The following is an 11,707-nucleotide window of genomic DNA, read 5'->3' on the forward strand; positions in this document are numbered from 1 at the left end:
AAATTGATCCCACACTAGCAAAGTCCATTTGATTATTGAAGGAATAGGCGTGCATTCATGTTGCACGCGCCTGCATGTTCTCCGGGGGGCGGGACCCTCGGGCCCAAAAAAGCCCGGGTCCCCCAAGGGGAGCCCGGGCCGGAAGCTCGCCGGAATCCGGCCATCGCGGCCGGATCCGGTGAGGGGCTGCCTCAGTAGCGGTAGCCGAAGGCCTTCTCGAACTTGTCGGCGAATTCCTCGGCCGAGAAGTGGTGGTTCTGGGTGCCGGAGTGGGCGATCTTGATGGAGCCGATCAGCGACGCGATGCGGCCGGTCGTCTCCCAATCAAAGCCCTTCTCCAGGCCGAACAGCAGGCCGGCACGGTAGGCGTCGCCGCAACCGGTCGGATCCTTGATCGCGGCCGGCTCGACCGACGGGATGGTGATCTTCTTGCCGCCGGTGTAGATGTCGGAGCCGTCGCCGCCACGGGTGACGATCATCGCGTCGACCATCTCCGCCAGCTGCTCCATGCTCATGCCGGTGCGATCGGCGGTCAGCTGCGCCTCGTAGTCATTGAACGCCGCATAGGTGGCGTTCTCCATGAAGCGCTTCAGGTCGTCGCCGTCGAACATCGGCAGACCCTGGCCCGGGTCGAACATGAACGGGATGCCGGCGTCGGCGAACTGCTGGGCGTGCTCGATCATGCCGTCACGGCCGTCCGGGGAGACGATGCCGACCTTGATGCCGTCGGCGTCGGTGACCTTCTGCTGGTGCGAGAAGCCCATCGCGCCCGGATGGAAGGCGGTGATCTGGTTGTCGTCCTGGTCGGTGGTGATGAAGGCCTGACCGGTGTAGGTGTCCCGCAGCTCCTTCACGAACTTGCGCGAGATGCCGTGCTTGTCCATCCAGTCGGCGTAGGGGGTGAAATCGCCGCCCACGGTGGCCATCACGGTCGGATCGGCGCCCAGCAGCTTCATGTTGTAGGCGATGTTGCCGGCGCAGCCGCCGAACTCGCGACGCATGTCCGGGACCAGGAAGGACACATTCAGCATGTGCACCTTGTCCGGGAGGATGTGGTTCTTGAAGCGGTCGGGGAACACCATGATGGTGTCGTAGGCCATGGACCCACAGATCAGAGCGGACATGTTGACTCCTTGCGTTGTTGAAGCGGTTCGGATGATGCCGATGTGGCGTCAAAACGGCCCTGCGGCGCGCGATTGCGGGGTGCGCGGCGCGTCTGCGGCGGGCCGGACGGTGCGCACAGGGTAAATATTTGGGCGCAAAACAACAAATCGACGCCGCGTGACCCTCGTTCCCGTACCCGCGGGGGGCTTCAGTTTCCCGTGTTGCCGGGGACCTCGATCGCCAGGCGGTCCCGGGCATAGCCCCGAAGGCGCTGGTAATCGGTGTGCATTCGGTCGGTGAAATGACAGGCGCGTTGCAGGGCCGGGGCCAGGTCATCGGGGTTCTCGATGTACTCGTGGACCAGCCGGTTGCGCAGATGGCGCATCTGTAACCAGTCATCGGCCTGCTCGATGAGCCCCAGCTTTTCCAGGCGTGCCAGATTGTCGATGGCCGGTCCTGGTTTCTCGCCCGCACAGGTGAGAAAGGCCGGGACCAGCTTGTCCATGATCGTGTCCTGCATCCGCCCGAACTTGGCACCGAAGGATTCGAGCCGGTCGATGCCGCTGTCGGCAGCAAGGATGCCTCGCACACGGTCGGGGGAAACCGAACAATCACCCGCGAGGAGCCGCTCCCGTACCCCCAGCAGGTGTTCGTCTTCGCGATCGACCAGGTTCAGCAGCCGGGCCAGGCGTGCAGGCGAATCGGTGGTCACAGCGGGAGTCCGGTGCGTTGGGCGTGAGTGTCGATGGGCCGCGCGGGAGCACCGCGCCGATGGATGACGAGGTCCACGCGGCGTTCGCCAAGCCGCCGCTGCAGGGCGGCATGCAGCTTCAGTTCGCCCTCCAGAAGTTCGTCTGGCGTGCCCTCGGCCTCAACGTACAGGTCGATGTCACCTCCCCGCGCCGAGTCGTCCGTGCGGGACCCGAAAAGGCAGACCCGGGCGTCCGGGCCGAATGCACGGGCCACTTCCTGACGGATGACGGTTTGCTGTTCCGGGGACAGGCGCATATGACCAAGTATATCAGTGCTTCATCGGGATGAAGCGCCGGTCGCGACCACCACGGGTGGCGCCGGCGGCCCGAGCGACGCCGTTCGTGCCCCGGTCATTACGATCCGTCATTGCGAGGAGCTGAAGGCGACGTGGCAATCTCCGGACGTAACCCCGACATTGGCCTGGCCGGGGGTGTGGCACTGCTTTTGGCGACGCCGTGCCGGAGGCTTTGTGGCAGCATTGGTATATTGCCGCGAGCGAGGGCCTGTCCGATGAAACCACGCATCCTGATCCCGATTCTGATCCTCCTGCTGTTGCTGCTGAGCCTGTGGTCGGCGGGCCTCGACGGCAACGGCGGCGGTCTGCTGCCGGGTGCGCCGGACAGCGGGGCGGCCCCGGCGGCCGAACCTCCGGCCCCGGTGGCGCGGGTAACCTCGATTCCGGGATGAACGCCATCCCGGCCCCGGCCGCCGGTTTCGGCCGGCGCGAGGTCATCTTCCATGCGAGCGGGGTGACCCGGGTCTATCTCATGGGCGAGGTCACCATCCGGGCGCTGCGTGGGGTGGACCTGGAGGTCTACGCCGGCGAGCTGGTAGTGATGCTGGGCGCGTCGGGCTCCGGCAAGTCGACGCTGCTGAACATCATGGGCGGGCTGGATACCGCGTCCGAGGGCGAGGTGCGCTACCGCGACCAGGACCTGGCACAGGCCTCCGAGCGCACGCTGACGGCCTTTCGCCGTGACCATGTCGGCTTCGTGTTCCAGTTCTACAACCTGATCTCCAGCCTGACCGCGCGCGAGAACGTGGCCATTGTCACCGAGATCTCGCGCGACCCGATGCCGCCGGAAGACGCGCTGGCGCTGGTGGGACTGGAGGACCGTATGGACCACTTCCCCTCGCAGCTCTCCGGCGGCGAGCAGCAGCGTGTGGCCATCGCCCGCGCGATCGCCAAGCAGCCGGCGGTGTTGCTGTGCGACGAGCCGACCGGCGCGCTGGACTCGAAGACCGGCATCCGCGTGCTGGAGGTGCTGGCGCACATCAACGAGCGGCTGAACACCACGGTCGCGATCATCACCCACAACGCGGTGATCGGCGAGATGGCCGACCGGGTGATCCATCTGCGCGACGGCCGGGTCGATTCCATCGAGGAGAACCCGCAGCGGGCGGACCCGGCCACCCTGCGGTGGTGACGCGTACCCGTGCGCACCCTGCATCTCAAGGTCCTGCGCGATCTCGCCCGGCTGCGCGGACAGGCGGCGGCGATCGCGCTGGTCATCGCCAGCGGGGTGCTGACCCTGGTGTTCTCGGTGATGGGCCATGACGCACTGAGCCTGACGCAGGAACGTTTCTACGCCGAGCGCCACTTTGCCGATGTCTTCGCCGAGGTGAACCGGGCCCCGCGGCGGATCGCCGATCCGCTGCGCGAGATCCCCGGGGTGGCCGAGGTTGAGCCGCGGGTGCGCGCGCCGGCGCGGCTGGAACTGGACGGCTTCGACGACCCGATCCGTGGCCAGGTGCTGTCGCTGCCGGACGGGCGCCAGCCGGCCCTCAACCAGCTGCACCTGCGCGAGGGACGCCTGCCGGAACGGGCCCGCTCCGACGAGGTGGTGGTCAGCGACGGCTTTGCCGAGGCCCACGGGCTGGTCGCCGGGGACGCGCTGCGGCTGATCATCGGGGGGCGGCTGGTGGAGGTGCGCGTCAGCGGCATCGCACTGTCACCGGAGTTCGTCTACCAGGTCTCGCCGGGGCATCTGATGCCGGACTACGAGCGCTACGCGATCCTGTGGATGAACGAAAGCGCGCTGGCTGCCGCCTGGGGCATGGAAGGGGCCTTCAACAGCCTGAGCGTGAGCCTGCAGCGCGATGCTGACCGCGACGCGGTGATCGAGGCGCTGGACGTTGCCCTCGCGCGTTATGGCGGCACCGGGGCCCATGGCCGCGACGAGCTGTTCTCGCATGAGTTCGTCACCCTGGAGATCCAGCAGCTGGGCATCATGGCGGTGGTGGTGCCGGCGATCTTCCTGCTGGTCTCGGCGTTTCTGCTGCACGTGGTGATGGGGCGCATCATCCGCGGCCAGCGCGACCAGATCGCGATCCTCAAGGCGTTCGGCTACGGCAACCTCGCGATCGCGTGGCATTACGTGCTGCTGACGACGCTGATCGTGCTGGCGGGCAGTGTCGCGGGGATCGCCCTGGGGGCGTGGACCGCGCACGCCCTGGTCGACCTGTACATGGAGTACTTCCGCTTCCCGGAGCTGAGCTTTCGCCTGCAGGGCTGGCTGGTGCTGCTGGCGGTGGGGGTGGCGATGGTGGCCGCCCTGCTGGGCACCCTGCAGGCGGTGTGGCAGGCGGTGCGCATGCAACCGGCGGAGGCGATGCGTCCCCCGGCACCCGAACGCTTCCGCCGCGGCTGGCTGGAGGATTCGGCGCTGATGCGGGGGCTGGGGCAGTCCTCGCGCATCATCCTGCGCAATCTCGCGCGCCACCGGCTCAAGGCACTGGCGTCGGTGATCGGGATCGGCCTGTCCGGCGGGCTGCTGCTGATCGGGGCCTATCAGCTGCAGGCGGTCAGCCACATGATCGACCAGCAGTACCGCATGACGCTGCAGATGGATGTCGACGTGGCGTTTACCGATCCGGTGCCGCCGCGGGTGGCGGGGGAACTGCGCCACGAGCCGGGCGTGCTGGCGGTGGAGACCTGGCGCAGTGCGCCGGTGCGCCTGCATGCCGGGGCGCGCAGCGAACGCATCGGGCTGTTGGGGATGGACCCGGAGCCGCGCCTGCGCCGTTTGCCCTCCGCGCAGGCCGGGGAGACCGGTCTGCCCGCCGCGGGCGTGGTGCTGACCGACTATCTCGCCGACCAGCTGGGGCTGGAGGCCGGCGATGCGCTGGAGATCGAGTTCCTGGAAGGACGCCGGCGCACGGTCACCACGCAGCTGGCCGGCGTGGTCGACGAGCCGATGGGTACCGGGGCCTATATCCGGCGCGACGCGCTGCATCGGCTGAAGGGCGAGGGTCCGGCGGTGACCGGCGCCTGGCTGCTGGTCGACTCCGAATATGAGGACGCGCTGTATGCCTCGCTGTCCGAACAACCCGAGGTGGCCAGCGTGGAGCGGGTGCGCGAGGCCGAGGCCAACGTGCGCGAATACATGGAGGAAACGGTGCTCGCGTTCGCGGCGGTATTCGTGCTGCTGGCCGGGTCGATCGCCTTCGCGGTGACCTACAACAACGCCCGCATCGCGTATGCCGAGCGCGAACGCGAGCTGGCCACGCTGGAGGTGCTGGGCTATTCGCGGGCGCAGGTCAGCTGGGTCCTGCTGGGCGAGATCGCGCTGGTCAGCCTGGCCGCCATCCCGGTGGCCTGGGCCAGCGGTACCGGGTTCGCCTGGCTGCTGAACCAGGCCCTGACGCTGGAATTCGTGCGCCTGCCGTTCATCATCACGCCGCAGCTGTACGGCTTCGCCGCGCTGGGGGTCATCGTGGCCTCCACGCTGTCCGGCCTGCTGATCCTACGCCGGCTGCGCGGCCTGGACCGCGTGCAGGCCCTGAAGGCCGCGGAATGACCCGCGGTGTCCGGAACGCTCGTCTGCGGCGCGCGAGCGCGGGATCTGCGAGACTGAGGAAATGGCGTTGAAGAAGCGAATCACGGCGGGACTGGTGGTGCTGGCGGGGGCGGCCGCGCTGGTGTGGGCGCTGAGCCCGCGGCCGGTCGCGGTGGCGGTCAGCGAGGTGGAGTCCGGGCCGTTCACCGAGACCCTGCGCGAGGAGGGGCGCACGCGGCTGCGCGATACCTGGGAGGTGTCGGCGCCGATCGCGGGGTTCCTGCATCGCGTGCACCTGGAAGAGGGCGATGCGGTAGCCGCCGGCGATGAACTGTTCCGCATGGAGCCGCTGCCGGCGCCGGGGCTGGATGCGCGCTCGCGCGAGCAGGCCCGCGAGCACCTGGCCGCGGCACGCTCGCGTCTGCAGGGGGCGCGGGCCAGCCTCGAGGAACTGCGGGCCGAGGCGCGGCTGGCGGAATCGGAGTACCGGCGTCACCGCGAACTGTTCGAGGACGGGGCAGTGTCCGCCAGCGATCTGGAGCGGGTGGAGACCCGGCGTGATCGTGCCCGCTCGGCGGTGGAGGCGGGCGAGTCGGCGGTGGAGGTCGCACGCAGCGAGGTCGAGGCGGCGCGGGTGATCCTGGACATCGCCACCGGCGAACGCAGCGAGGAGGAAACCGAATCGCTGGCCGTGCGTGCGCCGGCCGGCGGCGTGGTGCTGCACCGGCATCGCTGCTGCGAGGGCACGGTCGCGGCCGGCGAACCGGTGCTGGAGCTCGGGGATCCGGCGGATCTGGAGGTGCAGGTGGACCTGCTGTCGATGGATGCGGTGCGGGTGACGCCGGACATGCGCGTGCGTCTCACCGACTGGGGCGGCGATGAGGCGCTGGAGGCCCGGGTGCGCCGACTGCGGCCGGCGGGCTTCACGCGGACCTCGGCCCTGGGGGTGGACGAGCAGCGCGTGCCGGTCCTGCTCGAAGTGGATGCGGAAGAGGCCCGCAAGGCGGGGCTGGTGGTGGGCTACCACGTGGAGGCCGAGTTCCTGCTGTGGGAAGGCGAGGACGTGCTGCAGATCCCCACCAGCGCCCTGTTCCGCGAGGACGGTGAATGGGCGGTGTTCGTGGTGGAAGAAGGCCGGGCGCAGCCGCGCCGGGTCGAGGCCGGCCGCCGCAGCGATTTCACCACGCAGATCCGCGAGGGTCTGGAGGCCGGGGACCGGGTGGTGACCCGCCCCGGGGATCATGTGGAGGCGGGGGCCCGGGTGGCCCCCGACTGAATGCGGGTGTGCTGAGTCCGGGCGTGGCCGTCAGGCCTTGCCCTGCAGCTGCGGGATGACCGCCTCGTTCTCCAGGGTGGAGGTGTCCGAGGTGATCTCCTCGCCCTTGGCGATGGAGCGCAGCAGGCGCCGCATGATCTTGCCGGAACGGGTCTTGGGCAGGCCGTCGGCGAAGCGGATGTCGTCGGGCTTGGCGATCGGGCCGATCTGCTCGCCCACCCATTCGCGCAGTTCCTTGACCATCTTTTCGGCTTCCTCGCCGGTCAGGCGGTCACTCTGGAGGATGACGAAGGCGACGATGGCCTCGCCCTTCACATCGTGTGGACGGCCGACCACTGCGGCTTCGGCGACTTCCTGGTGGGCCACCAGTGCGGATTCGACTTCCATGGTGCCCATGCGGTGCCCGGAGACGTTGAGGACGTCGTCGATGCGGCCCATGATCCAGAAGTTGCCTTCGGCGTCGCGACGCGCGGAGTCGCCGGCGAGGTAGTACTTGCCGCCGAACTTGGGCCAGTAGGTGTCCTTGTAGCGCTGGTCGTCGCCCCACACGGTGCGCAGCATGGACGGCCAGGGCTTCTTGATGACCAGGTAGCCGCCCTCGTCGGCGCCCAGGCTGTTGCCGTCCTCGTCCACTACGTCGGCGTCGATACCCGGAAGGGCGCGGGTGCAGGAGCCCGGGACCAGGGTGGTGGCGCCGGGTATCGGGGCGATCATGTTGGCGCCGGTCTCGGTCTGCCACCAGGTGTCCACGATGGGGCAGCGCTCGCCGCCGACCTCGCGGTAGTACCACATCCACGCCTCGGGGTTGATGGGTTCGCCCACGGTGCCCAGCAGGCGCAGTTTCGACAGGTCGTACTGCTCGGGCAGCTCGGGGCCGGCCTTCATCAGCGCGCGGATGGCGGTGGGGGCGGTATAGAACACGGTCACGCCGTGGTCCTGGCACATCTTCCACCAGCGCCCGGCGTCCGGCACGGTGGGCACGCCCTCGTAGACCACCTGCGTCGCGCCCACCGCCAGCGGGCCGTAGGCGACGTAGGTGTGGCCGGTGATCCAGCCGACGTCGGCAGTGCACCAGAAGATATCGTCGCCCTGCAGGTCGAACACCCATTCGTTGGTGATGATCGCGCCCAGCAGGTAGCCGGCGCTGGAGTGCTGGATGCCCTTGGGCTTGCCGGTGGAGCCGGAGGTGTAGAGCAGGAACAGCGGGTGTTCGGATTCCACCCACTCCGGTTCGCAGTCGACCGATTCGCCGTCCACCGCCTCTTCCCACCAGACGTCGCGGCCTTCGTGCATGGTCACGTCGTTGCCGGCGCGCCGGCAGACGATGACCTTCTCGACCTCGGCGGGGTTGCTGGCCAGCGCCTTGTCCACGCCCGCCTTCAGGCCCACCACCTTGCCGCCGCGCTCGCCGCCGTCGGCGGTGATGATGACGGTGGCGCCGGAGTCCACCACGCGGTCGCGCAGCGCATCCGCGGAGAAGCCGCCGAACACCACCGAGTGGATCGCGCCGATGCGGGCGCAGGCCTGCATGGCGATCACGGCCTCCGCGTTCATGGGCATGTAGATGACCACGCGATCGCCCTTCTCGACACCCATGCCCTTGAGCGCGTTGGCCAGCTTGCCGACCTCGTTGTAGAGCTCGCGGTAGGTGAGGTTGCGGGTATCGCCGTTTTCGGCCTCGAAGCGGATCGCGGTCTTGTTGCCGCGGGCCTCCAGGTGGCGGTCGATGCAGTTGTAGGAGACGTTCATGCGCCCGTCGGCGAACCAGCGGAAATGCGGGGCGTTCGAGCTGTCCAGGCCCTCGGTGAAGTCGGTCTGCCAGTCGATCTTCTGCCGGGCCAGATCGCACCAGAACCCCTCGTAGTCGGCCCGCGCCTTGTTGTGCAGGGCCTCCACGTCCTCCGGCTTCAGCCGGGCGTTCGCGGTGAATGCCGCCGGCGGATCGAAATGGCGGGTCTCGGTCAGGGTGGACTCGATGGTGTCGCTCATGCGGGCCTCCATGTTCTGCGTGGTTCCAGCGGATTCGTCGGGGTTGGGTCTCACGGGCGCGAGGATAGCATGCCTGCCGGCCGTGTCCGGCCTACCAGAGCCGTCGCGGCCGGAACAGCACGCGTCCCAGCGGCAGCTCGCCCGTCGGATCGCGTTCGGCGATCAGCGCGGCGAACAGTTCGGCGGCCCCGAGTGCGTCCAGCAGGGCGTCGTGGGTGCGCCGGGCGGGCAGATTGTATTCGCCGCGCAGTACGTGCAGCCGCAGCCCCCGGGCCGGGATCGGGCGGCCGGCGCGCCGCCGCGAGGTTTCGGCCAGACGCAGGGTGTCGACCACCGCCAGTGGGGGGCGCGTGCCGTAGTGACGTTCGCAGGCGCGGGCCAGAAAGCCCAGCTCCAGGGCTGCGTGATGGGCGATCAGCACGCGGCCGTCGAGGGCCCGGAACAGCGCATCCAGGGCCTCGCCGGGCGTGCCGCCGGTCGCTGCCCGGTGGTCGGTGATGCCATGGATCACCGCACTCTGTTCCGGTACCTCGCGTTGCGGTCGTACCAGTACGTGTCCGGCGGTTGCCAGGTCGATGCTGGTGCCATCCAGCGCCACCCAGCCAATGCTCAGGATGGCGTCGCGTTGCGGGTCCAGACCGGTGGTCTCGATGTCCACCGCGAGAAAGCGGGTGCGGGCTACCGGCTGTGACGGGGCGGGCGGCGGCGTGTTCAGGCAGTCCCTCAGCGCCCCGGCGGGGGCCTGGCTCCGGGCGTGGTCTCGCGCACGGCAGAAGCGCCAGTAGCCCGGCGCCAGCCAGAACGCGGCGCGACCGGGGGCGCAGGCCTCGCGTTGCGGGGCGGCGGCGCGGGTCATACCTCGCCTTCGCCTCCCAGGGCCGCCCGGGTGGCTCGATCCACGCGCACGAAGGCGGCCTTCAGCCGGCTGCGTTCCAGCCCGGAGAGTTCCGTCGGGTCCACGTGGTTGTCCGGGGCTTCGCCGGCGGCGATCCGTCGCGCCTGATGGCGGGCCCGGACCCCGGCAATGAAGCGGAATGCCTCTTCCAGCTCCCGGGTACTGTCCGGGTCGAGGACCCCGGCGTGAGCGGCGGCGCGCAGGCGTTCCAGGGTCCCGCGGGCATCGGCTCCGGCGCGCAGGGCGCAGACCCGCGCCAGGGCCACCACCGGTAGCAGGCCGCGTTTCTTCAGGTCCAGGGCCGGAGTGTGCTCGCCATCGTGTTCGAGCACGAAGCGGCGGAAAAAACCCAGCGGGGGGCGTACTTCGCGGGCCTGCACCGCCATGGCCGTGTGCGCCGCCTCGTGGCGGCAGCCGTCGTCCAGCGCCTGCTCCCGCAGGGGCGTGAAGAGATCGCCACGGCCGTGGATTACCCGCAGGTCGAGGTAATGCGCGGCCAGGCGGGCCTCCTGCGCGTCCGGCCGGGTGAAGGCGCGCCGGAAGGTTTCCTGCCAGGTGCTGGCGGGGCCGCGCCAGGCCGCGTGGGTGGGGTCGACGCCGCCGGGGCAGCGCCGGATGCCGCAGGCGTCCAGCCCGTCGGTGACCTCGCGCGCCAGTTCGGCGAACCAGTCGTCGGCGTCGTTCGGGGCACCGTCGTCCCAGATGAGAGCCGTGTCCTGGTCGGTATGGGCCAGCTGTTCGTGGCGGCCCTGGCTGCCGCTGGCCAGCCAGGCCCATGCGGCCGGAGCGGGCCCCAGACGGGCTTCGGCCAGTTCGATCAGGCATCGGGTCAGGGTGTCGACCACCAGCGTGATTACCTGCGCGGTGCGCAGGGCGTCCACTCCGGCCTCGGTGAGCCGGACCTGAAGGCGGGCCAGGGCCTGCATGTGCTGGCACAGTTCTTCCTGCGAGCCGGCCCGGCGCAGGTCACGGATCAGATGCACCGCGCTGGTGCCCTGGTGCCGGATCAGGTCGGTCCCGGAGAGGATGCCGGCCAGACGGCCTCCGCCCGGTTCCACCACTGGCAGGTGATGGATGTCGCGGCGTGCCATCTCCAGCAGAGCCTCGAAGACCGGGGTTTCTCCGGTAACGGTGACCAGATGCCGGGCCATGCACTGATGCACCGGGGTGTCCGCGGGCAGGTCCTGCGCCAGGGCATGGCGCAGGTCGGTATCGGTGAGCAGGCCGGCGGGTCGGTCCGGGTCTTCGGCCGTGTGCAGGACCAGGGCCGAGACATCCGCGTCGGTCATGAGCCGGGCCGCCTCGTGCAGCGAGATGTCCGACTGCCCCTGCAGAACCTGCGGGCTCATCAGGGTGGAGACCGGCGTGGTCAGCAGGGCGTCCGGTCCGCCCTCGGTGGCGTGCATTACCGCGTTCTCGCCGTCCGGTGCCACCGGCGCGCCCGTGGTACGCAGGAAATCAGCCAGTTCCGGATGACGGGTCGCGAGGTCCTCGGCGCGGGGCCCGGGAAGGTGATAGACCAGTGCGTCCTCGGTCACGCGTCCGTGCTCACCGGCCACTCCGCTTCCCCAGGCGCCGTCGGCGACCCGGGCCACGTCGCCTTCGCCCAGCCGGTCGTGCAGCCGGTCGCCGGCGTCCAGCAGGTCGATGGCGCCGGTGTGCACGATCCACAACCCGTCGCTGTCCCCTTCGGGCGGGAACGGCGCGCCGTGGCGCAGGTAGCGCAGGGTCAGGCGGCGCACCATCGCGGAGCGGGTCTCCGCGGACAGCTCCGCGAGATCCGGCGACTGATCGAGGAATTCGCGGATCTCATCGAGTTCGGCGTTCATCCCGGTACTCCGTGGATGGCTGGCTGGGGTGTCGCGAGGATCGTCCGCAAGCCCACCCGCGTGGATTTGCGGACGATCCCCG

10 protein-coding genes are annotated in these 11,707 nt (G+C 69.5%); 4 read left to right on the plus strand and 6 right to left on the minus strand.

From position 1 onward, the window contains the following. Positions 1 to 191 precede the first annotated feature (191 nt). The 3 genes from D893_RS00830 to D893_RS00840 form a co-directional block, all read right to left on the minus strand. Positions 192 to 1,124 (minus strand): carbohydrate kinase family protein, encoded by a 933-nt coding sequence (locus tag D893_RS00830; protein WP_077244531.1) that lies wholly within the window; start codon positions 1,122 to 1,124, stop codon positions 192 to 194. Between the two features lie 188 nt (positions 1,125 to 1,312). Next, a complete protein-coding gene (locus D893_RS00835) occupies positions 1,313 to 1,816 on the minus strand; it encodes a hypothetical protein (protein WP_110618924.1) in 504 nt (167 codons plus the stop codon). Next, positions 1,813 to 2,112: a nucleotidyltransferase domain-containing protein gene (locus D893_RS00840; RefSeq protein WP_110618926.1), complete on the minus strand. Its 300-nt coding sequence runs from the start codon at positions 2,110 to 2,112 to the stop codon at positions 1,813 to 1,815. Before D893_RS00840 ends, D893_RS00835 begins: the two co-directional genes overlap by 4 nt. A gap of 255 nt (positions 2,113 to 2,367) precedes the next feature. On the opposite strand from D893_RS00840, the gene D893_RS13795 reads away from it, so the two are divergent. The 4 genes from D893_RS13795 (at position 2,368) to D893_RS00855 (ending at position 6,912) form a co-directional block, all read left to right on the plus strand. Further along, positions 2,368 to 2,544 carry a hypothetical protein gene (locus D893_RS13795; protein WP_018946912.1) on the plus strand — a complete coding sequence of 59 codons (177 nt, stop codon included), beginning with the start codon at positions 2,368 to 2,370 and terminating at the stop codon, positions 2,542 to 2,544. Next, a complete protein-coding gene (locus D893_RS00845; RefSeq protein WP_110618928.1) occupies positions 2,541 to 3,284 on the plus strand; it encodes an ABC transporter ATP-binding protein in 744 nt (247 codons plus the stop codon). The genes D893_RS13795 and D893_RS00845 overlap by 4 nt, the downstream gene beginning before the upstream one ends. A 9-nt stretch (positions 3,285 to 3,293) precedes the next feature. Further along, entirely contained in the window at positions 3,294 to 5,657 is a 2,364-nt protein-coding gene (locus tag D893_RS00850) for an FtsX-like permease family protein (protein WP_110618930.1), read from the plus strand. 61 nt (positions 5,658 to 5,718) lie between these two features. Continuing rightward, positions 5,719 to 6,912 carry an efflux RND transporter periplasmic adaptor subunit gene (locus D893_RS00855; protein ID WP_110618932.1) on the plus strand — a complete coding sequence of 398 codons (1,194 nt, stop codon included), beginning with the start codon at positions 5,719 to 5,721 and terminating at the stop codon, positions 6,910 to 6,912. Between the two features lie 30 nt (positions 6,913 to 6,942). On the opposite strand, the gene acs is transcribed toward D893_RS00855, so the two are convergent. From acs to D893_RS00870, 3 genes are all read right to left on the minus strand, one after another. Next, positions 6,943 to 8,901 carry an acetate--CoA ligase gene (acs, locus tag D893_RS00860; RefSeq protein WP_024328764.1) on the minus strand — a complete coding sequence of 653 codons (1,959 nt, stop codon included), beginning with the start codon at positions 8,899 to 8,901 and terminating at the stop codon, positions 6,943 to 6,945. A 91-nt stretch (positions 8,902 to 8,992) separates the two neighbouring features. Then, a complete protein-coding gene (locus D893_RS00865) occupies positions 8,993 to 9,757 on the minus strand; it encodes an exonuclease domain-containing protein (protein WP_018946917.1) in 765 nt (254 codons plus the stop codon). After that, positions 9,754 to 11,625 carry a putative nucleotidyltransferase substrate binding domain-containing protein gene (locus D893_RS00870; RefSeq protein ID WP_110618934.1) on the minus strand — a complete coding sequence of 624 codons (1,872 nt, stop codon included), beginning with the start codon at positions 11,623 to 11,625 and terminating at the stop codon, positions 9,754 to 9,756. The genes D893_RS00865 and D893_RS00870 overlap by 4 nt, the downstream gene beginning before the upstream one ends. Positions 11,626 to 11,707: the final 82 nt, after the last annotated feature.

Origin of the sequence: Thioalkalivibrio sp. ALE21, assembly GCF_003208255.1 — a bacterium.
Taxonomy (GTDB): domain Bacteria; phylum Pseudomonadota; class Gammaproteobacteria; order Ectothiorhodospirales; family Ectothiorhodospiraceae; genus Thioalkalivibrio; species Thioalkalivibrio halophilus.